Source organism: Bradyrhizobium sp. AZCC 1719 (genome assembly GCF_036924525.1).
GTDB lineage: Bacteria > Pseudomonadota > Alphaproteobacteria > Rhizobiales > Xanthobacteraceae > Bradyrhizobium.
The window spans coordinates 4,021,257-4,044,596 of sequence record NZ_JAZHRU010000001.1 but is presented as its reverse complement, the minus strand read 5'-3'; the positions used below and the strand labels follow the sequence as shown (position 1 = coordinate 4,044,596).

The following is a 23,340-nucleotide window of genomic DNA, read 5'->3' as shown; positions in this document are numbered from 1 at the left end:
TAAATCAATGCTTTAAGAAAAAAGCCCCGGTCCAAAGACCGGGGCACATTTGCCGGGCGGGCAACAATTGCCGAGCCGTGGCCGCTATGATGCCGACGGCCCCGCCGGGTGGAACACCAGCCCAAACCCATCGATGCAATAGCGCAAGCCGGTCGGTTTTGGCCCGTCATCGAAGACGTGTCCGAGGTGGCCGCCGCAGCGGCGGCAATGCACCTCGGTGCGCAGTATGCCGTAAGTGCGGTCCTCGGTCTTGCCCAGGGCGTTGTCGAGCGGCTGCCAGAAGCTCGGCCAACCGGTGCCGCTGTCATATTTGGTATCCGAGGAGAACAGCGGCAGATCGCAACCGGCGCAGGCGAAGATGCCCTTGCGTTTTTCTTTCAGGAGCGGGCTCGAGCCCGGCCGCTCGGTGCCGTGCTTGCGCAGGATTTCATACTGCTGCGGCGTGAGCTGGGCGCGCCATTCGGCGTCGGTCTTTTCCACCTCGAATTTCCCGGCAGCCTGCGCCGGCGTGGTGCGCAGCCAGCGGAAAGCGGCCAAGCCAAACAGGCCGGCTACGGATGCGAGCAGGATACGGCGGTCGAACATGGAATTCTCCGTGCGAGGCGGGCCTAACGGTTCGCCATCAAGTACGGCCCGGAAGCGCCGAAGTTACACCGATCCGTCCCGGACTTTCTCACTTTCCTGCGAGGGAGCGACCGGCATCCCGCCGTCCCGGGCCTCTGCCGGCCGTGGCGGCGGTGGACGCACGGGGCGCGGCGCGACCGGCGGACGGCGCGGCGGCCTGGTTCCGGCCTGCCGGTTGGCCTCCGCCAACCGCGCCTCGCGCACCCGTTCCCGGGCGCGGGCGCCTTCGCGGTAACGGGCCAGCGCGCCCGCCGCCGCGGAATGGCCCCGCCCCCACAGGCCGATCAAATGGCCGGCTACGCGGCCGGTGGCGCCGCCCGCCCAGACCAGTTCGAATGGCGAGAACAGTTTCCAGCGGTCCTCCCCCCACAGGATGCTGCGCGCGATGACCTGCCCCGCCATCGCCGAAGTGTTCAGGCCGTGGCGTCCGAAGCCGCTGGCAACCCACAGCCCTTTGCGCAACTGGCCGATCTGCGGCATGCCGTGCACGGTCACCCCGACCGCGCCGCCGAACACGTCTGATATCGGGACTTTGCCGAGCCTTGGGAAGATGGTGGCAATGCGACGCTGAATGAGGGGGGCAAAGCGGCGCGGCCGCGCTTCCCAGGTGGTTTCCGGGCTCGCCCACATCAGCCGGTCGCCGTCGATGATTCGGAAATGATCGATGCCGTCGCTGTCGGCCACCGAGCCCCTGAAGGCGATCACCTCGCCGAGCCGTTCGCCGAGCGGCTCCGTCACCGCGGCATAGCGCCAGACCGGCAGCAGCGTCTCCGACAGGCGGCGTAACGGGGCGCCGAGATGAACGTTGCCGGCAAGCACGATATGAGAGGCGCGCAGCCGCGCCGACGGCGTCACGATGCGCTTGCGAATGCCCGACGGATCGATGCTGACAACCGGGGTATCTTCGAAAATGCGCGCGCCCGCCCGCCTTGCCTGCGCGGCAAGGCCATGGATGTATTTGCGGCCGTCGATCTGGAATGCGCGCGGATAATAGATGCCGTGGAAATAGCGTGCCGTCCCGAGCTGATCGCGAACGCGATCGACCTGCCATCCCTCGACTTCGGTCTCGAAATCCTCGCTCAGCGTCTGCAGCCGGCTGATCAGCGTCTCGCCAGCATCGACGTTGGAGACCTCCAGCGCGCCTTCAGTAAGCGCAATTCCCGGCATCGCCTCGTCGGTTGCGGCGGCGCGAACGTAATCGGCGCCCTCCTTCGACAGCGCCCACAATTCGCGCGCGTCTTCGATGCCCACGCGCTCGATCAGGTCCCCGATCGGAAGACTGTAGCCTGGCATGACCGTACCGAGCTGATGGCCGGACGCGTTCCAGCCGACATGCCGGCCTTCGAGTACGGCCACGCTGGCGCCGCGGCGCGCGGCCTCCAGCGCTACCGTAAGACCGGCAAGTCCGGCTCCCACCACGCAAATGTCGACATCCAGGTCGAACGAAAGACGCGAGCGAAAAGGGCCGTCGTCGGGGCTGTTGGTCGCACTTGAGAAAGTCTCGGGCATGGCGTTTCTTACGGCCGGCTGCAGCGCTTGTCACCTCGTCCCAGACATGAGCTTGTAGATTAGTCCAGACTAAGACCGAATCGAGATCGCGCCAATGCTCCGTTTGATGCTGCTGCGCCACGCCAAGACCGAACACGACGCGCCTTCGGGCCATGACCACGACCGCCGACTCGACGAGCGCGGCCGGCGGGACGCCGTCGCTATCGGAACCTGGATCGGCCGGCATCCGCCTTTTCCCGACGCCGTTCTGGTTTCGACCGCGGTGCGGGCGCGGCAGACCTGGGAAATCGCACGCGATGCGATAAAGGATGCAGTGCGGGAACGGCCGCCGAAGCCGGAGGTCGAACTGCTCGATGAACTCTACGGCGCCGAGCCGACGCAACTCCTGCGGATCATCCGCATGGCCGAGGCCACCGACCCCGCGCGCCTGATGCTGATCGGCCACAATCCCGGCATGCATGAGCTGGCGCTGATGCTCGCCGGCAGCGGCGACGCGGCGGCGAAGAAGGCGCTCGAGGACAATCTGCCGACCGCGGGACTGGCGATCCTCGACTTTGCCACCGAGGACTGGAGCGAGGTGGCGTTCCGCCGCGGCAAGCTCGTGCGCTTCACCAGCCCGAAATTGCTGAAGCAGGCGCTGGACGATTGAGGCGCGCGGACATCCAGGCTCTCCCGTGCTAAGCTCGCCACGACGCAGCTTTCGAGCGAATTAAGAACAAGTTTGCGTAAAAGAAAGCGCGTCAAAACAAAGGGCTGGAGTCGGGTTCTGACAAATCAGAACCGGATGGCTGCAGCGGGAGGCTCCGATGTTCAAGTCGATTCTCGTGCCGATCGATCTGGCTGATACCGATCTGGCCAAGCCCGCGATCGCGACCGCCGCAACGCTGTCGCAAACCTGGAGCGGCTCGGTACGATTGCTCAATGTGTTGCCGATGACGCCGGTGATGCTGGCGGAATACGTGCCGGCCGATTTCGACGCCCAGCAGCGCGCGACCTCGGAGGAAGCGCTCGCGATCGTGGCGCAGGAATCCGGCATCGAGGCGCCGCGCATTTCCACCGCAGTGCGGAAAGGCGGCATCTATCACGAGATCCTTGAAGAGGCGGCGGCGGTCAAGGCCGACCTGATCGTGATGACCTCGCACCGGCCGGCGATGCGGACCTATTTTCTCGGCTCCAATGCCGGCCATGTGGTGCGCTATGCCAAGTGCTCGGTGCTGGTGGTCCGGCACTAGATGTGGTCCTTCACACCGCAGGGTCCAGACACAAAAACGCGAAAACAACCCCATGCAAAGTAGAATGGGCCCCCCCGGCTCGCACTCACCCCGCTTGCGTCACTGTTTAGTCGTGCAGCGCAACCGCATTCGACTTCGTTCGCTATAATTGAAGGTGCGATTGTTTCAGTTGCCCTTCCCACCCGTGCAGGACCAGCGCGACAAGAGATGTCAGGGCCAACACGGCTCCAAGCCCGATGGCCGGGTCGCTGGAGAGAATCGCCGCGAGCGACACGCCGCATGCCGCCCCCGCCATCTGCGAGAAGCCGAACAAGGCTGCCGCGAGGCCGGCCCTGTCGCCAAATGGCGATAGCGCGGCCGCGCTTGACAGCGGGCTCGCGATTCCCATCCCGAACAGGAAGAGCGAAGCGGTGGCGAGAAACGGCAGCAGCGCGTCGTTCCCGGTCAGCACCACGGCAAGCAGCAAGAGAGCTCCGATGGCCGCCAATGCCAACCCAGCCAACGTCGCAAGACGGGAACCGAACCGCGCCGATAGTCTTGGCGCCAGCATGCCGGCACCGAACACCAGAACGACAACGCTGGCAAACAGCGAGCCGATCGTGATCGGCGACAAGCCGAAACCTTCGAGAAGCACGCGCGGCGCGCCCGAGAAGACAGCGAACACGCCGGCCATCAGAAGGCTTGCGGTTCTGGCAGGCGCAGCAAACCGCGCGTCTCGGATCAGGCCGAGATAGCAACTGGCAATCTTGAGCGGATGCAGCGAATTCTCGGCGGCTGCCTTGGTTTCGCCGACGAAGACAACATACGCCGCTCCGGCGCAGATGGCGAAAACCGCGACAAAAGCAAATTCATAGCGCCAGCCGAAAAGTTGATCGAGCGCACTGCCGACAAGGGGCGAGAATCCCGGCGCAGCCGCGGTGGCGATCGTGATCGACGCCATGACCTTTCCGAGCGCCTGGCCGTCGAACAGATCCCGCGCAATAGCGCGCGACAGCACGGCGACCGCACATGCTCCGGCAGCTTGTATCGATCGGCCGATCAGCAGACCCAACAGATCGCCTGCGAGAGCGCACCATATCGTTCCCTGCACGAAAATGCAGAGCCCGATCAGGATCGGCATTTGTCGTCCCAACCGGTCCGACACCGGGCCGACGATCAATTGTCCCACGGCAAAGATCGCCAGAAAAACCGTTATGCTCGAAGTGACGGCAGCGCTGGAGACACGCAGATCGGCCGCGATTGCCGGCAGCGAGGGTAGAAAGATGTTGGTTGCCAGGCCTCCCGTCGCCGCGAACGCGCAAATCACCGCTCTGCGGGCTGTCGCTGTTCGCTGCCTGGGTTCTGTTGCCGACGCCTTGCTCGGAATGGCTTCAATGCTCATTGCTTTGCGTTCCCGAGCTTGATGGAACGCAGAAGGATCGAATATCTGATCGCCTGCGTTGCCACAGCGCTTCCGTCCGGGCGCTTGCGATCCTGAACAATTGCCGTTCGGCTGTCGTCCTACGAATACGGGAGGAATTGTTGATTCGTCAGCATCGCGGCGTTACGCATGCCCGTTAGCGCGACAACCCAGATCGAAGAGGCGATGTAGCGTGACGATCCCGGTCGCGCTCAGTCAGCCAGCGGTGTCGCATATCCCGCGACGAGCTTGACGAGATCGGCCTGCCGCGCGGTGCCCGTCTTTTCAAACAGGCGGCTGACATGCGTCCTGATCGTGGTGTCGGCAACGCCGAATGCGATCGCGACTTCCGGAATGCCGCCGACTTCGACGATCGCCAGCAAGACGCGAAGTTCGGTCGGCGTCAGCTTGAACGCGCTGCCGATGGCTTGAGGCGCGGACGAGACCGCCAGGGTCGCCTTGCGAACGAACAAAGCCGCGGCAGCGGTATAGACAACACCGGCGCGGCGGCGCGCGCCCGAAGTCAGCGGCAGCGCATGGGCGACATAGCGCTCGCCATCGCTTCCGATCAGAGGGACGGCGATCCCCTTGTTGCCGAGCGCCGCATCGCCCTGCCCTGCAGCCGCAAAGACGTCTCGCAAGGCGCGGTCGACCTGCGCATCATTGGCTGCCAGCCGCCCGCCCACCGAACTCAGAATGTCGCTGGTGCCAAGAATGGCGTCGCCGGCGGCATTGGCGTGAATGAGGCGCCCTGCCGCATCGACGAGATACATGCCCGCACCAAGCCCATCGAGCGTATCGACGAACGTCGCCACTTCCGCCGCCTTGAACTCGAACAGCCGCCCGATCAACACGGCGCGCCTGATATGCGGAGCGATCAGCCTCATCTGCCGGCGCGCGTAGTCGTCGACCATGCCGTTTCGCTTGTGGCGGAACACTCCGAAGATGGCTGAGCTGATTACCGTCCTGTCGAGGACCGCGCTCAGGAAATCAACCAGGCCCTGAGGCTCGGCCCATTGTCGATAAAAGTCGGTCTGGGCATAGTCTGCGAAAGGCATCAGGTCGGTGGTCGCAATCGGCACTTCGAGATCGCCGAGAAAGTGCCCCTCCGCAGCCGAGTAGATCTGTCGAAAGAGGGCAACGGGCAACGGCCGCTCAAAGCCCACGCTGTGCGGAATCGCGGCGTGCGGCACTCCGACGTCCTTGCAGAAAAGTCCGGCGCCGGAGCCGCCGACAAAAAGGGCGACCCTTTCGAGGGTGCGCTGCCAAAGCGATGGATCAATGGCGGCATCATAAACGATGCCAATCAGGTCACTGAGCTGTTGCTGATTATGGAAAGCGCCTTCGGAGACCGACCGCAGATGTGACACTGTGTTCATTCCGAAACGCTTCCCGGTGCAGGCGTCATGATGACGCGCTTGCGTACTTGCGATGATCCGGGCTCATCGTCGCCTCAAATTATATTGATCCGGTCGCCGGGAATAACAGCCATCCTCCGATTGGAGGATGGCTGTTCGGTGCTGCGGCGCATCAAGATCACGCCTTGTCGGTGCGAGGTGTCCGGCGCCCCGTCAGAATGCGACGCGAATGCCGCCTCTGGCGGTCCCGATGCGGCTCTGGTCGGACATCGCAACCCCTTCCACCGCGCCGAACACAGCGACGTTCCTGGCGGTATGGTAGTCGAAGCCCGCGCCAAACACCGCGCCTACAGTGCTGCCCTTGCCGGGCGTCGCGAAGGAAAGGTTCTGGCCGATCAGCACCGTGTTGACGGTGGTATCGCCGACGCGTTGCTGTGCGATTATGCCGCCATGCACGCTGGTCTTCAGCGTGTGGTCGCCGCCGAAGAAGTTCGTCGTCTTCGACACTTCGAGTTGGCCGCGCTCCTCGAAATTCTGCAGCGTGCGGCTGCCGACCGTCAGCCCCTGGGCTGAACCTGTCTCGGAGTAACCGTCGAAGAAGCCGGCGATATAGCGCACGCGTGCCGTAGGCGTCAGCACATAGCCATTGCCGATCTGATAGCGCATGCCATAGGCCAGTTCCGGACTGATGAACCAGCCGTCATACGTCGCTCTTGCCGTCTCCGCAGCACCGTTGTTCAGCACCAGCCGATCCGACTTGTTGGTCGAGCTGCCGCCCTGCACGGTGAAATCGAGGAACTGCGAGACCCATTCGAAGCGGCTGTAGCCGCCGGCGAACAAATAATCCGTATCGACGCGCTGCGAGCCGAGATCGACTGCGAGCCGTCCCGAGCCGCCACCGATGAAGGCGCCGACCAGCCAGTCCGGCCGTATCCTGCGGTCGATGCCCATGGCGCTGCTCCAGGCGGTGTTGGTGGCGCGCAAGGTGGCCGCCGTTTCGTCCTGGGTGCGCTGACCGCCGAAACTATTGGCCCATACCGTGATCGGCGCGGCATTGCTCCAGCCGGAAGCGCGGGGCGCCTTGACGAAGCGCCCGGTATCGCTGCTGTCCGCTGCGTAAGCCATCGCCATCATCGACCCGTTTGCCGAGGGCGGCACCCCGTTGAGACGGCCCTGCACCAGCGACGACACGCCGCCGGTGAAATCCATCAGCGCGCGGTCGGCCAGTGCGAGCGCAGTGGAATCCAGCGTGGCGAGCGTGGTCCCGGCCGAGACCGCCGGATTGCTGTTGCCCGTCGAGAAGCTGGTGTTGAGGACGCCGGTGAAATTGATGAAAGTCGGAAGCGCCACTGACGTCAGTGACGACACCCGCGTATTGGGCGCGCTGACCGCCACATTGACGACGTCGTCGCCAAAACCCATGTCGACCACGCCGATGATCTGCGAACCGGTTCGTAGCGTGAGTGTGTCGGCGGCGGAGGTAAACTTGATGGCGGTGCCGCCGGTGCCAGCGATGGTCCCAGAATTGTCGATGGTGACGCCGTTAAACGAGGAGAGCACGCCAATGTCGCCGGACACGGTACCGGAATTGGCTATCGTGCCGCCACCAACAAGGATGCCGCTGATCCCTCCCGAAATGCTGCCGGAATTGGAGATGGTCCCTGTGTCTGCTGCGACACCGAACCTACCTCCCGCAATCGAACCAGAATTGATGGCCTTGACGTTGTCGCCGGAAACAGCCGATTCGCCGCCAGACATTGCGCCAGAATTGACGAGATCGATATTGTTCGCGCTGATCGCTCTGTTGCTACCGGAGATGTTGCCGGAATTGTTGACGTTGACGGTGCCGGCCGAGAGCGCGATGTCGCGCGAGGTGATGCCCCCGGAATTGGTGAGGTCGATCGTGCCATTACCACCGTTACCGGCGGCGATGCCGAACACGCCGCCGGAGATGATGCCGCCGTTGTTCACGGTCGCGCGCGTGAAGGCAGTGATGCCGCTGTTTCCGCCCGCGATGGTGCCGGAATTCACAATGTTGGCGATGTCGACTCCCCGAATGCCGGTGCTGTCTGCAGCCGTCCCCTGGATGATGCCTGCGTTCTCTACGCTGGCGACGCGGGCGAAAATGCCGAATTGCCGGCCCGAGATAATGCCGGGATGCACGTTGTTCACGGTGGCGGTGTCGCCCTCGATGGCAACGCCGTTCACCCCGAAAATCGCGCCGGCGTTGTTCACTGTCACGGCGGCGCCGCTACCAACGCCGGCATTGCCGCCGGAGATAGTGCCGGTATTGCTCGTCACGGTGATGTTGCCGCTCGTGAAGCCGAAAATGCCAAAGCTGCCACCCGAGATGATGCCGGCGTTCGCCACGTTCGCGACGCCCAAAGCTCTGATGCCGAATGCCCCGCCCGAGACGAAGCCAGCGTTGTTCAGGGTGACGGCGGTATCGCCATCAATGCCAACGCCGCTCGCGCCTGTCCCTGAGATGGTACCAGCGTTGTCTACGGTAACGGAACCGACGGTACCAATACCTCGATTGACGCCTGTGATGGTACCCGTATTGCTGGTCACGTTGATGTCGCCGTTAATGACGCCGACAAGGCCAAAGTTGCCGCCTGAGATGGTGCCGGCATTCGCTACATTCGCAAGCGTTGTGGCTTCGATGCCAGCGAATCCGCCCGAGATGGTCCCGGTGCCTCGGTTTATCAAATCGACCCTAAGGGCTTTGATGGCGATGCCTGTCGCGTCAGCGGCCGAAATTTGACCAGCGTTGTCTGTCACGGCGCTGTTGCCGATGATGGCGATGCCGTTTGGACCAGCCGCGACAATGGAGCCGCCGCTGGTGTTTGTGACATTGGCAAAAACGTCCCCCCTGATGCCAATTTTGGTCCCGCCGATGAAGCCGGAATTGAACATGTTCACCCCATCGGAAATGACCGCCGCGCCATTCGCGCCGCTTGCGGTAATGTTTCCAGAGTTGTTCGCATTGAGGACATCGTTGGACAGAACGGCAACGCCGCTCACGCCGTTCGCCGAGATGGTGCCGGTGTTAGTTAGGTCGTTGACGCCGCCGCCCCTGATGGCCGTGCCTTCCAAGCCGTTCGCCTCGATCCTTCCGGAGTTGGTGACGTGGAAGGAAGAGCCCGTGACGCCCCTGCCGTTGAAGTCATTCGCCGAGATGGTGCCCGAATTGTTGACGACGGTATCGTCGTTGCCGAGGACTGCGACGCCCCCGGCCGAGATGGTGCCCGAATTGTTCACGGTTCCGCGGCTAAAGGCGAGGCCCTCGCGCCTTCCCGTCACCGAAGCGCCCGGGACGATATTGTATGTGTTGCCGGTATCCGAACTGCTGCCGAAGCCGGTGGTCCCGTTGGCATCGACCGTGGCCCCCGTGCAGGTGATGACGGTGTTGTTGACCGGCGACGCCGCGTCGCATGCCGCCTCTGCGCGGCCGATCGGAGCGACCAGCGCAATCAACGGCGCTAGCGCGGTCGCCTGCAGCAGCAAAGAATGACGTTGGGCTAACAATCTCATCTTCATCTCCAGATTCGTTTGATTCCGCGCTGATCGTTTGCGTACCGATCGCGCGCGAAATCTGCGTCCTACGAACCTATGAGACGTCTGTTCGCTTCCATTCTATTCTGGGTGGTGGGATATTTTAGCCACGCTACGTGATCGAGCGTGGCGCGGCATGTGACCGACAAAAAAGCGGCCCGATCGATCGACCGGGCCGTTTGATCTACTGGCGATTAATTCAGACGCCTCACATCATCCGTCCGTACATCGGATCGATCATGCCGCGCACGGCCACCTCGATCTGGCTGCGCTCGACGCCGATGTCGCGGAGCGCGCGATCGTCCAGTTCGCTCAGCGTTTTGACCGCTTCGCGGTGCGCAAAATAGGTGACGATGCCGTTCACCCAGCGTCCGAGCAGGCCGAAAAATCCGGTCCGCACGTTTCGGGAAGCAGGCTGACCTGCCGTCTGGGATATCGTCGTCATCGCCTTTCTCCTTGCTTGCGAGCGGCAAAGCGCTGCCGCCGGCGCAAACGCCGCCTAAGCGCTTGCACCTATTGAGTTCTGATTGCTTGCACCCCTCTCAGTGCAATCACGGGCTTGATGGGTTCAAAATGATCCGATACATTTCTCGGTGCAAGGAAAACATTGCTCTCGGTGCAATAATGTCGAAGTTCGAGTACTTAAAGCTTGCCGATACCGTCGCCGCCGAGATCGCCAATGGCGCGCTCAAGCCCGGCGATCGCCTGCCGCCGCAACGCAGTTTCGCCTATCAGCGCAAGATCGCGGTCTCGACCGCGAGCCGCGTCTATACCGAGTTGTTGCGCCGCGGCCTGGTGGTCGGCGAAGTCGGGCGCGGCACGTTCGTGTCTGGCGAGACGCGCCGCGGCATCGCCATGCCGGCAGAACCGCGCGGCGCGCGCATCGATCTGGAAGTGAACTATCCGATACTGCCGACACAATCGGCGATGATCGCGAGAAGCCTTGCAGGGCTGGAACGCCCCGAGGTGCTCGACCTCGCGTTGCGGCACTCGACCACGGCAGGCACTCTTGCCGCACGGACCATTTCCGCCGAGTTTCTCTCTCGCGAGGACTGGTCTCCTGCCCCCGACCAACTCGTCTTCACCGCGAACGGGCGGCAATGCATCGCCGCGGCGCTAGCGGCGGTGGTGCCGAGCGGCGGCCGCTGCGGCGTCGAGGCGCTGACTTATCCGTTCATCAAGGACATCGCCGTCCGGCTTGGCGTGACGCTGGTGCCGCTTGCGATGGATGAGTACGGCGTTCGCCCCGACGCGGTGCAGAAGGCTCACCGCGAAGCGCATTTGTCGGCGCTGTACGTTCAGCCGACGATTCAAAATCCGCTCGGCATGACCATGCCAGCGGCGCGTCGGGCCGATTTGCTGCGCGTGGTCGAGAAGCTCGGCCTCACCGTCATCGAGGATACGGTCTACGGCTTTCTTGACGAAGAAACTCCGATGGCCGCGCTCGCGCCGGATAGCTGCATCACGCTCGACAGCCTGTCGAAGAAGGTGGCGCCCGGCCTTGCCCTCGGCTTCATCGTTTCGCCGCCGCGGCTGCGCGAACGCGTCATGTCCGCGGTTCGATCGGGTGGGTGGACGGCTTCGGGATTTGCGTTTGCCGCCGGACAGCGGCTGATGGCAGATGGCACCGTTAGCGAGCTGTCACGCCTGAAACGGATCGATGCGGCACGACGTCAGCAGATGGCGGCCAAATACCTCGCCGGATTCGATGTTCAGGCCAACGTCAAATCCTACCATCTCTGGCTGACCCTGCCCCAGCATTGGCGCTCGCAGACATTCGTCGCGGCCGCGGCCCGACGCGACATCGCGTTGACCCCTTCGACCACCTTCGCCGTAAGTCCGGGACACGCCCCCAACGCTGTCCGCCTGGCGCTCGGCGCCCCCAGCACCGAACAGCTCGATCTGGCGCTACGCACGTTGTCGGGAATGCTGACTGCGAAAGAAGACGTCGATACGACCGAGTAGAACTATCGGTCGCCTGCCCGGCTTGCCGGCCATTCCGCGATGAAGCCCCTCGCCTTGTACGGCTCGATCTTGTCCCATTCGCGGAGCATGCGGCGGCTGAATTCGGCGTCGGTGTGCCAGAGCGCCCGCGGCGTTGTGAAGCTGTCGACCATGACCAGCATCTTCTCCACTTCCGGCCAGTGTCGGTGCAGCGTCATCGGATAGCGGCGCGCGGTCCAAGTATTGCCGAGACAGATCACGCTGCGGATGTTGGCGAGGCCGAGGGCAGCGTCGATGATCGGCAGCGAAAGGATCACGTTTTCGCCGGTGTTCATCGCGCGCTCCTCTCTCAGGATGATGTCGGCCGGAACGCCCCGCGCGATCATGGCACCCGCAATGACCTCGCATTCCGACAGATCCGATCCCGGCGTCACGCCCGCCGCTCACGATCGCCCAGCGAAAATATCCGTCGCGCCACAGCCTGCAGGCTTCATCGACGCGCTCCTCGACATCCTCGCGCGTTCCGAATACGAACAGCAGGTCGGCCGGCCGTAACGGCGTCTCGATCAGATGCCGCGTGTTGATCGCGGCAATTTCGGCCTCGGTTGGCGATCGCCTGTTTCGATCCGTCACGGCAGTTCGTCTGATAACGAAAACGATCCGATCATGATGCCGCGCGTCCTGCGTCGGGCGAAGTCACATTTCATTTCGCCGGATTGCGAGGCGCCGGCGGCAGCAACGTCTCGGGCAGCTCATCGAACGTGTACAGCCGCGGCTTGTTGCGCCGGATGAAGCCGCCCATCTGCCATCCGAACAGGGCGGCGAACCCGACCAGGAACAAGGCGCCGGCGAATTCACCCGTAGCGACTGCGCGCGCGAGCAATCCTGCGATCGCGATCGCAACCAGCGCCAGCAGCAGACAGCCGCCGGCATAGGTCATCGGCCCGATGCCGCCGACCAGCGCGACCCTGCCGCCTGCGGCCTTCAGGCGCGCGTGCAACAGTTCGATGAAGGCGCGGTAGTCGCGGTCCTGCGGCGCCATCAGCGCAACCGTCTGCCAAGTCGTCGAAAAAACCGAAATGCTCTGGCCGCTCTTGTGCTCGATATCGGCGCGGAAGCGGCGCGACTGCATCGACATCGGCCGATAGGACAGGCGCACGGCGGCGATATCGGCATAGGGCCACATCCCGGATTTTCCCCTCGCCTCCCACGACAGGCCTTGTTCCGTCAGTTCAAATTCATGCGCTGATCCGATCAGCGATGCCTTGTAGGCGTAGCGGGTCCCGAGCGTGCTCTCGCCTGCTGTCGCTGTCTGTTCCGGTCGTGCGGTGGACAATCCAAAAATCCCGTTGTGAGTTGAACGCGGCCTGCTTGCGCGGCGAGCTGGCTTTACCTTACAAGCGGGCCATGGCCGATACGACTTATTTTCCGCGTCGCCTGATCCTGGCCGGCGCGATTGTTTCCGGAGTGCTGCTGGCGCTGGCCGTGCACATGTTGGGCGCACGTTACGGGCTCGATCTCGGCGGCCTGTGGCGAACAGACACAAGCGAATTCATGCCCGCGGGCGCGGCAATCGCGTGGTGGCTGATCGCGACCGTGGGCTTTTCCGGCGGCTATTTTACCGCCAACCTGATGCACAGCGCGGCCTCGGGCCAAATTCCGCAGCGGATGCGACAGTTCCTGATCGCGGTCGGCGTGCTGATCCTTGCCGGCGCCGGACAGGCCGCCTCGTCGCCGAGCCCGGTCCCGACGGTGTCGGGCGTGCTCGCCGGCCTTGCGGCCTTATGCCTCGGCGCCGTGATGGCATTCTGCGGCGCGCATTTCGCGTTGCGCGAGGCTTAAAGAGAGAAACTAAGCGACGACCCGCGCCCGTGGCTTCGACAGCATCGTCTCCACCTCGGCAGCGGGACGCGGCGGGCTGAACAGATAGCCTTGCGCCTGCGTGCAGCCCTCCTGGCGCAAGAGCTCGAACTGCGCGTCGGTCTCGACGCCTTCAGCCGTGGTGATGATACCCAGGCTCTTGCCCAGGCCGGTCACGGCGCGGACGATCGCCATCGAATCATCGCGTGTCGCCAGTTCGGTGATGAACGAGCGATCGATCTTGATCTTGTCGAACGGGAAGCTGCGCAGGTAACTGAGGGACGAATATCCGGTTCCGAAGTCGTCGAGCGAAATCCGGACGCCAAGGGCGCGAAGCTCGTGCAGAGCCGAGAGCGTGGCCTCGCTGCTTTGCAGTAACACCGATTCGGTGATCTCGAGCTCGAGCCGGTGCGCCGGAAGGCCCGAGTCTTTCAGCGCCTCCGTCACCGTCGATACCAGATTGGGATTCTTGAACTGCACCGGCGACAGATTGACGGCGACGCCGACATCCTGCGACCACTGGGCCGCGTCGAGGCAGGCTCGGCGCAACACCCAGTCGCCGATCGGCACGATCAGGCCGGTTTCCTCCGCCAGCGGAATGAAGTTGGCCGGAGAGATCATGCCGCGGAGCGCATGATTCCACCGCACCAGCGCTTCGAAACCGACGACGACATCTTTGGCGACGTCGCGGATCGGCTGGTAATAGACTTCGAATTCTCCGCGCTGCAGCGCGGCGCGCAAGTCGAGCTCCAAGAGCCGCCTTGCCTGCGCGCGGGCGTCCATCCCGGTCTCGAAGAAGCGGTAGGTGCCGCGGCCGTCCTCCTTGGCGCGATAGAGCGCGAGGTCGGCCTTCTTGAGAAGCTCGTCGGGGTTCTTGCCGTCCTCCGGCGCCAGCGAAATGCCGATGCTGACCCCGATGACGAGCTGGTGGCCGGCAATCTCGTAGGGCGCCGAAACCTTCTCGACCACGTGGCTGGCGAGCAAGGAAACGGCCGACGGGTCGCAATCGTTGCAGAACTGCACGATCACGAATTCGTCCCCACCCAGCCTCGCCACCGTGTCATTCTCGGTGATGCATTCGCCGAGACGGCGGGCGACTTCCTTCAAGAGCGCATCGCCGACCGGATGGCCGAGCGAATCATTGATATCCTTGAAGTGGTCGAGGTCGAGGCAGAGCACCGCAAGCTGATCGCTGCGTTTGGCGAGCCGCAACGCCTTCTCGAGTTGCTCGCGGAACAACGTCCGGTTCGGCAGATTGGTCAGCGCGTCATGGCGCGCCATGTGGGAAATCTGTTCCTGGGCAGCCTGCCATTCGGTGATGTCCTCGAACGTCGCGACCCATCCACCGCCCTTCATCGGCTGGTCGACGACGCGGAGCGAACGTCCATTGCGGCCGATCGACTTGGTCACGGTGTTGCCGGCCTTGGCATCCGCTACCACCGCAGCGAAGAATTCATCGGGATCGCCGTCCCATTCGCCGACCGATTTCAGTTGGCGCAGAACGTCGATCAGCAACCGGCCTTGCAGCGGCATGCCGGACCGGTCCATCAGCTCGACGTAGCGTTGGTTGAACAGCAGGATGCGGCCGTCCGCATCGAACATGCAAAGTCCCTGCGACATGTTGTCGAGCGCGGTATCGAGCAGCACTTTCTGCTGATGCAGCTCGCCCTTGGCGCGGCGATCGATCATGGCCGCCAGCAGCGATAGCCCGAGGATGGCGAACGCCGCCACCGCTGTCAGGAAGGAAAGCGCGGTCGGCGAAATCGACAGCCCGTCGGTCCCGAGCGTGGGGTCGGGAATCAGCGTGACGGCGCCCATCGCCGTGAAATGATGCGAAACGATGGCAACCGTCAGCAGCCCGGTGGCGCCCATGGTATAGGCGGGATGATCGCGACGCACGGCAACAAGAAGCGCCATGGCCGCAAACACGCTGCCAAACACGATCGAGGCCACAACGATGCCGGGCGACCACACAATGAACGCCGGAAGCTCGAGTGCGGCCATGCCGGTATAATGCATCGCTGCGACGCCCGCGCCAATCACAGCGCCACCAATCGCAACCACCGGCCACCGTGCGCTCGACAGCGCAATGCACAGACCGACGGCGACGATGCCTATCGCGAAGACCAGCGACAACAGCGTAACGGGAATGCTGTATCCGGCTCCGGCGCCGGGATCGTAGGCCAGCATCGCGACGAAATGGGTAGCCCAGATTCCGCAGCCGCCGACCGCTGCGTCGAGGCCGATCCAGATCGCACGCGTACGGCCGCGCGAGGCCCTGGCACGATGAAACAGGCTGATGGCGACTGCACTGGCGAGCCAGCAAATGACACCGGCGAGCACGACCAGGCGCCAGTCATGCTCGGAAGTGAGGCAAGTTAGGACGCGGTACATACAGACCCCCGAAGGCCTGTAACAGCACCCCTATTGGTATATTTGGCGTAACCGCCGCGACGCAGTTGCGCGGATGGTGAACAAACGCTTTTTGGCATGCCAGGCATGCCGGCGCGGAAACGCCGCGCGAGCTACGTTCCCGCGCGGCGTTTTGCCTCAATGGCGCGATGGATCAGCTTGCGGCTCGCAGGTTAACCTTGCCTTCCGCCAGCGATGTCAGCTTCTTGTCGACCGTCTTTTCCTCGTCGAGCGTCTTCTGCAGGATGCTGGCGCAATCGTTGCGGCCGAGCTGCCGTGCCCACGCGACCAGGCTGCCGTAACGGGTGATTTCATAGTGCTCGGCAGCCTGGGCAGCGTTGATCAGGGCCGCGTCCAATACGGCCTTATCAGCGATGTCGCCCGCAACATCGTCGGCTTCCTCGATGATGCCGTCGATCGCCGGGCAATCGGCCGCCTTCACCTCGGCGCCGTGCATGCGGAATATCTCTTCGAGGCGCTGCACATGCGTCTTGGTTTCGTCGAGATGGCTCAGGAAGCCCTGCTTGAGCTGCTTGTCGGTGGCCTTTTCGGCCATTTTTGGCAGTGCTTTCACGAGTTGCTTCTCGGCATAGTAGATATCCTGCAATTGATGGATGAACAGGTCATTCATCGTCTTGATGTCTTTGGTGAACAGTCCCATTGCGGTTCTCCTCCATTTGGGAACACGCACGGCGCAGGCCCCGTGCTGGCCGGGCGCGCTTCATATTCGGTGCTGTTAAAGGCTAACTTGGTTGCGAGATGGACGTTCCTGAAAGCCGCGAAAGCGCCGCGATGGAACGAACGGAACGGCGCGGCAAAAAGCACCCGCGGAACGGACCTCGTTGCGACTCAAATTCGTTAACGCCGCGACATATGTATGGCGTATGACAAAGGCGGCGAACGACGCCAAAAGGCATGCTTGTCAAGGGCTGCACAACGGCCCGGTTTTGGCTTATGGGTTTCGCGCACGGTGCCTCTGACCGTCGACTGTCACCCGTCGTGACAGGCCCCATCTTTACGTATTGCCGCCCCGCCGGGAGGATGAATGCATCGGCTGCTGACCGCGCTCAGGCGTGGCTTCAAGGAGAAGATCGGCTGGAAACGGCTGGGAATTGTCGCGAGTCTTCTCATCATAGCTCTTGCGATCACCCATCTGGTGCGCACCCTCAAGGGCGTCGACACCGGGATCATTCTAACTGCGCTGACTGAAATAGCACCGCATCGCATCGCGCTGGCAGCGCTCTGCGTGGTGGGGGCGTTTTGCACGCTGACCTTCTATGATTTCTTTGCCTTGCGAACCATTGGCAAGACGCACGTGCCCTATCGCATCGCCGCGCTGTCGAGCTTCACGAGCTACACCATTGGTCACAATATCGGTGCCACCGTGTTTACCGGCGGCGCGATCAGGTTCCGGATCTATTCCGACTACGGCCTGACGGCAATCGATGTCGCAAAAATCTGCTTCCTCTCGGGTCTCACCTTCTGGCTCGGCAATCTGTTCGTGCTCGGCCTCGGCATGGCCTGGCATCCCGAGGCGGCGTCGGCGATGGACCTGTTGCCGCCGGCCATGAACCGCTTGATCGCGATCGGCTGTCTTGCCGGCATCGCCGCCTATTTCGTCTGGCTATTGATGGGTGAAGGCCGCCGTGAGCTCGGCCAGAACGGCTGGAAGGTCGTGTTGCCCTCCGCCCGGCTGACGCTGCTGCAAGTCCTCATCGGCGTCGTCGATCTCGGCTTCTGCGCGCTGGCGATGTATTTGTTGATGCCGATGACGCCGCACATCGATTTCGTTTCGCTGGCGGTGGTATTCATCCTGGCGACGCTGCTCGGTTTTGCCAGCCATGCGCCCGGCAGCATCGGCGTGTTCGACGCGGCGATGCTGGTGGCGCTGCCGCAGTTCGGCAGGGAAGAATTGCTGGCGACGCTGGTGGTGTTCCGGATCCTCTACTTCCTGATCCCCTTCGGTATCTCGATTTCGATCATGGGAACGCGCGAAGTCTGGCTCAGCGTGGTGCAGCCCTGGCAGGAACGGCGCCGGCTCAGCGAAGCCTGTACGGCCAAGGCCAGGGTGCGGCACCCGATCAACGGCCGGCAACCCTGAAGCTGGTAACGGCGTCGTTATCTGCGCCGTCTGGTGTTTTGAGCCGGAGCTGCCCCATTCTCTTATTTCTGCCTTACCACTAACGTCAAACGACGCCATGGCTGGAATTCTCCTACGTTCGATGATGTCGGCCGCGCTGCTTGCCGGCGTGCTGATTGGAATATTCACGTCCGCTGCGGAAGCCCAGACCGCCGGCGGCTATGGGCCGCTGCAGATTTCCTGGGAGGTGCGTAACCGCTTCCGCCTGTTCCGTGAGGAGCGGGATTTCCTGCTGCATGCCGAAAGCGGACGCGGCCGCAGCGTGCTGGCTTCGGAGCAGGTGCTGGCGATCCAGAGCGACGGCCGCGGCTGGGCGCGCAACACCGTGAACCGGCTCTGTATCGATCTTGCGGGCCGCGTCAGCGAGCCCTGCACGCGCGACAACACCAAAGAAAGCTATCTGACGCCGATCGATCATCCGGTCGTGATCCGCCTGACGGGCCCGGTGCCGGTCGGCGCCACCTGCGCCTGGACGGTCGACGACGGTGACGGCCCGCAAACTTCCGCTTTCGACTGCGCCGAACCGGTCAATCTCCGCGTCCGCTATGGCCGCACCACAGTCGTGACCGCCGACATATCCAGTTCGGAGGGCAGTCAGCGCGCTTTCACCGAGATCGCGGTACGCGACATCTTCATAGCGGGTCTCGGCGACAGCATCGCGTCCGGCGAGGGAAATCCGGACCGCCCAATTGCGCTCGCCGACGAAGGCTTCTGCTTCCGCTCCTATCTCGGAACAGCGGCCTCGCAATATTACCGGCCGAGCCGCGCGGGCTACAAGGGCGGGCGCGCGTGCGAGGCGCCCGATTTGCTGACGGTCTGGCAGCGGCAGAGCGCGCTCTGGTTCAACCCTGCCTGCCACCGTTCGCTCTACAGCTATCAGACCCGGACCGCGCTGGCCCTTGCCGTACGATATCCGCACATCGCGGTGACCTATCTGCCGCTGGCCTGCACGGGCGCCACCATTGCCGACGGGCTGTTCGGCTCGCAGCGCGCCCGCGACTGCTTGCCGTCGAAATCGGGCGGTGCGTGCCAGGGCACCGTCAACGGGCAACTGGCCGAACTGCGTGAGGCCGTCGCCGCCGCGAAACGCCGCCAGTCGGACCGCCAGCTCGACCTGGTGCTGCTGTCGATCGGCGCCAACGACATCTACTTTTCCGGCCTTGTCGCTGACGTCATCGTGGACACGACGACCGAACGCGCGCTGTTTCGGCGCAGCGGCGTGATGGCCTCGGTGGACGACGCACGCAGTGCGATGACGCGGGACCTGCCGCAGGGCTTTGCCAAGCTGCGCGAGGCGCTGAAGCCGCTTCTCGGCGGCGACCTGTCGCGGGTGGTCTACACCGCCTACGCCAATCCGACGCTGTCGAATGGCGGCGCGCCCTGCCCCGGCGGACGCGCCGGCTTCGACATTCATCCCTCGTTCAACGCCCAGCCGCAGCGGCTCGCCGCCGTGTCGAACTTCGTCGAGAGCGAATTCCTGCCGCAGTTGCGAGCGCTGGCGCTCTGCGAGGGCGGCATCCTGTGCCGCAATCCGCGCGCCGACCGCATGACCTTCGTCGACAACCATCAAGCCAGTTTTGCCAGCCACGGCTTCTGCGCACGCGCCGAAAGCGATCCCGAATTCGATCGGCAATGTTTCTCGGCGACCGGCGACAGCTTCGATCCCGATCTCGTCACGGCCGCCAACCAGCCGATGCTGTGCGGCCGCAGCGCCGGCGAGTACCGCGCCTATCTGCCGCGCGCGCGCTGGATTCGCGACGCCAACGACAGCTACTTCGCGGCGATGACCTACCCGCAGGGCCTGCCGGCATCGCAGCAGCCATCCGATATCCACGATGCGACCTGGGGCGTCTTGTCCGCGGTCTATGGCGGCGCGGTGCATCCTAGCGCCGAGGGCCACGCCGCGATGGCGGATGCCGCGGTGCCGGCGGCCGCCGCCGTGCTGCAGCTCGATGCGGCGGTGCCTGAAGTCACCTCGCAACCAATGCAGCCGATACCGGTTTTGCCGGATGTGCCGCGTCCACCAGGCAGAACCGGATTGAATTAGCGCGCAGGTGCAGGAACCGGTGCTGGCGCCGTGGTCTTCTTGGCTGCTGCGGGGGCCTTCGCCGAACCTGCGGGCTGCTTCGTGACCGCGGCATGCGCCGGCAGATATTTTGCGATGACAGCAGGATCGACTTGCGCCAACGCCGTATCCGGCAGCCGCGTCCAGATCTCATCCCTGCCGAGCAGCGAGATGCCGAGATAGCCGCGCATCGTCAGCGTCTGCCCATCGGGACTGAGCGTCATCTTCGCCTTGTAGATCTTGCCATCGCGCGGATCGAGCACGTTGCCGTTCTCGTATTTTAATCCGTCGCGCTTCATGTCGCGGATGAAGGAGAGCCCGAGCCACGGCGCATCCTTGCGATCGTCGGTGCATTTCGAGCAGGTCGGATTGGGAGCATCGCCAGGTTCGGAAAAGAGCTTGGCGAACACGCCCTCGAAGGCGCCATTGCGATCAACGACGAGAAACCATCCGACCGGCTTGCCCTTCTCGACCTTCTCCCACAGCCCGGCAGCAGAAGGTTCCGCCGGCTGCGCGGCGAGTTCAGCGGCAAACGCGAGCCCGATCACGATCGGGAGTATCAGTTGAAATCCGGCCAGCTTGCGCATCGTCATCACCTGATCCGTTCGCTAAAGGAATGGCCGCAGACTAAGGCCATTTCGCGGACGGCTCCAGCGATGATCGCCGCGCGCCCCGACAAAGCTCCGCGAGCCCAACCGTCATTTTTTGGGAATCAGTTGACCCCGAGCTTCTTCTGCAGGCTCGACGACGAGGTGGTGTACTGGAACACCAGCCGCTTGTCCGGATAGACGTAGCGGTGCGCCTTCTGCGCCATCAGCGCGCCCTCATGGAATCCGGATAGAATCAACTTGAGCTTGCCGGGATAGGTGTTGATGTCGCCGATCGCGAAGATGCCGGGGACATTGGTTTCGAACGCCGCGGTGTCGACCGGCACCAGATTGTTCTCGAGCGCGACGCCCCAGTTCGCAACCGGACCGAGCTTCATCGTCAGCCCGAAGAACGGCAGCATCGTATCGCACTCGATCTTCGAGACCGCATTGTCGTTGCCCTTCATCATCGCCGCGGACAGCTTGCCGCCATCGCCTTCGAGCGACGTCACCTGACCGATCTTCAGATCCATCTTGCCGCTCGCGACCAGCGCACGCATCTGCTCGACGCTGTGCGGCGCGGCGCGGAAATCGTCGCGCCGGTGCAGCAGCGTCACGCGCTTCGCGATCGGATGCAAATTGAGCGTCCAGTCGAGCGCGGAATCGCCGCCGCCGACGATCAGGATGCTCTTGTCGCGGAATTGCTCCATCTTGCGCACGGCATAGAATACCGAGCTGCCTTCATACGCCTCGATGCCCGGCACCGGAGGACGCTTCGGCTGGAACGAACCGCCGCCCGCGGAAATCACCACCACCTTGCACTCGAACACCTTGCCGGCATCGGTGGTCACGCGGAACAGCGGATCGCCGATCTTTTCGATCGTCTCCACCATCTCGTTGAGATGGAAGGTCGGACCGAACGGTTTGATCTGCTCCAGCAGCGCGTCGGTGATGCCCTGCCCGGTGACGAACGGAATGCCGGGAATGTCGTAGATCGGTTTCTCCGGGTAGAGTTCGGCACACTGGCCGCCGATCTTGTCGAGGATGTCGACCAGATGCGCCTTCATGTCCAACAGGCCCAATTCGAAGACGGCGAACAGGCCGCACGGACCTGCGCCAATAATCAGCACATCGGTTTTGATCGCTTCGCTCATATCAGCTTCTTTTCGGTTGAACCTGGCGAAATGCCGCATCTGTCTAGCCAAGGCAGCGGCAACAGGAAAGCCAAATATCGCACTCCTGGCCGCGGCAACCCCTTGCCGTCACTCGACAAGTGGGCTGTAAGGAAATGAGACTTTCGGAGATGGCCCCGTGAATGCCCACTTGCGTCCCGACGCGACCCCGCGTCTGGAGGATTTTCCGTACCGCTTGTCGGACAATGTGAGATTTGCCGACCTCGACCCCAACCAGCACGTCAACAACGCAGTCTACGCGACCTATTTCGAAACCGGCCGCGTCACGCTGATGAAGGACCGCAGCTACGGGCTGATGCCGGACGGCGTCACCTGGATCATGGTCCGGCTCGACATGCATTTCCGCGCTGAATTGCGCTGGCCTGGTACGATCGAAATGGGACTGGGCGTCGTCAAGTTCGGCCGAACTTCGGTCACCTTCGATCAGGTGGTTTTCTCCGAAGGCAAATGCGTTGCATCGGCGCAATCGGTTTCGGTGCTGCTTGACGAAGCTACGCGCCAGCCAACGCCATTGACGCCGGACATACTGGCCAATTTTCAGCGCTGGATTCGCCGCGGAGCAAAGCCGACATGACGCTCGCGGCGACGTCTTCCGGAGTTCAGGCTTGCCGTTCCGGCGTCGACACCACGAGGCCGTCGAGGTCGTCGCTCACCTTGATCTGGCATGACAGGCGCGAATTCGGCCGCACGTCGAAACCGAAATCCAGCATGTCTTCTTCCATCGGAGTAGGTGCACCGACCTTCTCGCGCCAGGCTTCGTCGACATAGACGTGACAGGTTGCGCAGGCGCAGGCTCCGCCGCATTCGGCTTCGATGCCTGGAATGGCGTTGCGGATCGCGGCTTCCATCACGGTCGCGCCGTTCTCGACTTCGATGGTTCGTTTTTCGCCCGTGTGGTCGATAAAGTGGATTTTGGCCATGATCGCTCGTGCTGCCGGAATAGGAGTCCCGGCAGTCCTATAACGGGTCGATCCGCACAGCGCCAGCGGTCGGGACGAAAACCTGAGGCAGCATTTTACCGGGATTTTGGCCGTTCCGGACCGCTTTCCGTTCCGGAACGATGCAGAACCGCTTTGATCGCTGCCCGCGCCTGCTCAACCGCCTCGCCCAGGTCGGCGAGCGGCGCTGATGCGTCGGAGCCACCACCGATTGCCGCCTCCAGCCGGGCTGCGGCGTCGGCGACCGCAAACGCGCCGATCGCACGGGCCGAACCCTTGAGCGTGTGCGCCAGCGCGCCGGCATCAGCAGGCATGGCGGCGAGCCTGTGCAGCAGTCTTGCCGATTGGGCCGAGAACATCGTCAAGACCTCCCGCTCGAGGCCAGCATCGCCGAACGTCATGCGGTCGAGATGTTCGAAATCGATCGGCCCGTCGCCGGGAACCAGCGGTGGCGATGGCATCCATTCTACCCGTTCGAGATGAAGCGACATGGCAAGGTCCGGATCGCCCCGCCGCGTGATTCT

20 protein-coding genes and 1 pseudogene are annotated in these 23,340 nt (G+C 63.4%); 7 read left to right on the top strand and 14 right to left on the bottom strand.

The annotated features are described in order from the left end of the window. Positions 1–84: 84 nt before the first annotated feature. Together msrB and V1292_RS18855 are read right to left on the bottom strand one after the other, a co-directional pair. Positions 85–585 carry a peptide-methionine (R)-S-oxide reductase MsrB gene (gene msrB, locus V1292_RS18860; RefSeq protein WP_334374227.1) on the bottom strand — a complete coding sequence of 167 codons (501 nt, stop codon included), beginning with the start codon at positions 583–585 and terminating at the stop codon, positions 85–87. Positions 586–648: 63 nt separating this feature from the next. Further along, positions 649–2,133, bottom strand: a complete 1,485-nt coding sequence (locus V1292_RS18855; protein WP_334374225.1) for an NAD(P)/FAD-dependent oxidoreductase — start codon at positions 2,131–2,133, stop codon at positions 649–651. A 94-nt stretch (positions 2,134–2,227) separates the two neighbouring features. On the opposite strand from V1292_RS18855, the gene V1292_RS18850 reads away from it, so the two are divergent. Both V1292_RS18850 and V1292_RS18845 read left to right on the top strand, forming a co-directional pair. Next, on the top strand, positions 2,228–2,782 hold the full coding sequence (locus V1292_RS18850; RefSeq protein ID WP_334374224.1) for a SixA phosphatase family protein: 555 nt from the start codon (positions 2,228–2,230) through the stop codon (positions 2,780–2,782). 157 nt (positions 2,783–2,939) lie between these two features. Beyond that, positions 2,940–3,365 carry a universal stress protein gene (locus V1292_RS18845; protein WP_057843980.1) on the top strand — a complete coding sequence of 142 codons (426 nt, stop codon included), beginning with the start codon at positions 2,940–2,942 and terminating at the stop codon, positions 3,363–3,365. Positions 3,366–3,507: 142 nt separating this feature from the next. Here the strand turns inward: V1292_RS18845 and V1292_RS18840 are convergent, their stop codons facing one another. From V1292_RS18840 to V1292_RS18825, 4 genes are all read right to left on the bottom strand, one after another. Then, positions 3,508–4,746: a Bcr/CflA family efflux MFS transporter gene (locus V1292_RS18840; RefSeq protein ID WP_334374223.1), complete on the bottom strand. Its 1,239-nt coding sequence runs from the start codon at positions 4,744–4,746 to the stop codon at positions 3,508–3,510. A gap of 230 nt (positions 4,747–4,976) precedes the next feature. Beyond that, complete coding sequence (locus V1292_RS18835) at positions 4,977–6,143, bottom strand: helix-turn-helix transcriptional regulator (RefSeq protein ID WP_334374222.1); 1,167 nt, start codon at positions 6,141–6,143, stop codon at positions 4,977–4,979. A 192-nt stretch (positions 6,144–6,335) separates the two neighbouring features. After that, the gene (locus V1292_RS18830) at positions 6,336–9,656 is read right to left on the bottom strand and encodes an autotransporter outer membrane beta-barrel domain-containing protein (RefSeq protein ID WP_334374220.1); all 3,321 of its coding nucleotides are present in this window, start codon (positions 9,654–9,656) and stop codon (positions 6,336–6,338) included. A 229-nt stretch (positions 9,657–9,885) separates the two neighbouring features. Beyond that, entirely contained in the window at positions 9,886–10,122 is a 237-nt protein-coding gene (locus tag V1292_RS18825; RefSeq protein WP_334374219.1) for a DUF1127 domain-containing protein, read from the bottom strand. Positions 10,123–10,301: 179 nt separating this feature from the next. Between V1292_RS18825 and V1292_RS18820 the strand changes: the two genes are divergently transcribed. Continuing rightward, a complete protein-coding gene (locus V1292_RS18820; RefSeq protein WP_334374218.1) occupies positions 10,302–11,642 on the top strand; it encodes an aminotransferase-like domain-containing protein in 1,341 nt (446 codons plus the stop codon). A gap of 2 nt (positions 11,643–11,644) precedes the next feature. Here V1292_RS18820 and V1292_RS18815 read toward each other — a convergent pair. Next, positions 11,645–12,254 (bottom strand): annotated as a pseudogene (locus V1292_RS18815) (YdcF family protein). A gap of 70 nt (positions 12,255–12,324) precedes the next feature. Then, entirely contained in the window at positions 12,325–12,957 is a 633-nt protein-coding gene (locus V1292_RS18810; protein WP_334374216.1) for a hypothetical protein, read from the bottom strand. A 71-nt stretch (positions 12,958–13,028) separates the two neighbouring features. Here V1292_RS18810 and V1292_RS18805 point away from each other — a divergent pair, with 71 nt between their 5' ends. Next, positions 13,029–13,463: a hypothetical protein gene (locus V1292_RS18805; protein ID WP_334374215.1), complete on the top strand. Its 435-nt coding sequence runs from the start codon at positions 13,029–13,031 to the stop codon at positions 13,461–13,463. Between the two features lie 9 nt (positions 13,464–13,472). On the opposite strand, the gene V1292_RS18800 is transcribed toward V1292_RS18805, so the two are convergent. After that, positions 13,473–15,875: an EAL domain-containing protein gene (locus V1292_RS18800; RefSeq protein ID WP_334374214.1), complete on the bottom strand. Its 2,403-nt coding sequence runs from the start codon at positions 15,873–15,875 to the stop codon at positions 13,473–13,475. A 172-nt stretch (positions 15,876–16,047) separates the two neighbouring features. Beyond that, positions 16,048–16,554, bottom strand: coding sequence for a YciE/YciF ferroxidase family protein (locus V1292_RS18795; RefSeq protein WP_334374213.1), 507 nt, complete (start codon positions 16,552–16,554; stop codon positions 16,048–16,050). A 384-nt stretch (positions 16,555–16,938) separates the two neighbouring features. On the opposite strand from V1292_RS18795, the gene V1292_RS18790 reads away from it, so the two are divergent. Beyond that, positions 16,939–17,994 (top strand): lysylphosphatidylglycerol synthase transmembrane domain-containing protein, encoded by a 1,056-nt coding sequence (locus tag V1292_RS18790; RefSeq protein ID WP_334374212.1) that lies wholly within the window; start codon positions 16,939–16,941, stop codon positions 17,992–17,994. A 97-nt stretch (positions 17,995–18,091) separates the two neighbouring features. Further along, the gene (locus tag V1292_RS18785) at positions 18,092–20,080 is read left to right on the top strand and encodes a hypothetical protein (protein WP_334374211.1); all 1,989 of its coding nucleotides are present in this window, start codon (positions 18,092–18,094) and stop codon (positions 20,078–20,080) included. On the opposite strand, the gene V1292_RS18780 is transcribed toward V1292_RS18785, so the two are convergent. Together V1292_RS18780 and V1292_RS18775 are read right to left on the bottom strand one after the other, a co-directional pair. Beyond that, complete coding sequence (locus V1292_RS18780) at positions 20,077–20,685, bottom strand: DUF2147 domain-containing protein (protein ID WP_334377090.1); 609 nt, start codon at positions 20,683–20,685, stop codon at positions 20,077–20,079. The two genes, V1292_RS18785 and V1292_RS18780, sit on opposite strands and share 4 nt — an antisense overlap. Positions 20,686–20,810: 125 nt before the next feature. Continuing rightward, positions 20,811–21,839: an NAD(P)/FAD-dependent oxidoreductase gene (locus tag V1292_RS18775; RefSeq protein WP_334374210.1), complete on the bottom strand. Its 1,029-nt coding sequence runs from the start codon at positions 21,837–21,839 to the stop codon at positions 20,811–20,813. Positions 21,840–21,996: 157 nt separating this feature from the next. Here V1292_RS18775 and V1292_RS18770 point away from each other — a divergent pair, with 157 nt between their 5' ends. Next, positions 21,997–22,452, top strand: coding sequence for an acyl-CoA thioesterase (locus tag V1292_RS18770; RefSeq protein ID WP_334374209.1), 456 nt, complete (start codon positions 21,997–21,999; stop codon positions 22,450–22,452). 25 nt (positions 22,453–22,477) lie between these two features. On the opposite strand, the gene V1292_RS18765 is transcribed toward V1292_RS18770, so the two are convergent. Together V1292_RS18765 and V1292_RS18760 are read right to left on the bottom strand one after the other, a co-directional pair. Beyond that, positions 22,478–22,798 (bottom strand): 2Fe-2S iron-sulfur cluster-binding protein, encoded by a 321-nt coding sequence (locus V1292_RS18765; protein ID WP_028348595.1) that lies wholly within the window; start codon positions 22,796–22,798, stop codon positions 22,478–22,480. A 95-nt stretch (positions 22,799–22,893) separates the two neighbouring features. Continuing rightward, on the bottom strand, positions 22,894–23,307 hold the full coding sequence (locus tag V1292_RS18760; RefSeq protein ID WP_334374208.1) for an Hpt domain-containing protein: 414 nt from the start codon (positions 23,305–23,307) through the stop codon (positions 22,894–22,896). Positions 23,308–23,340: the final 33 nt, after the last annotated feature.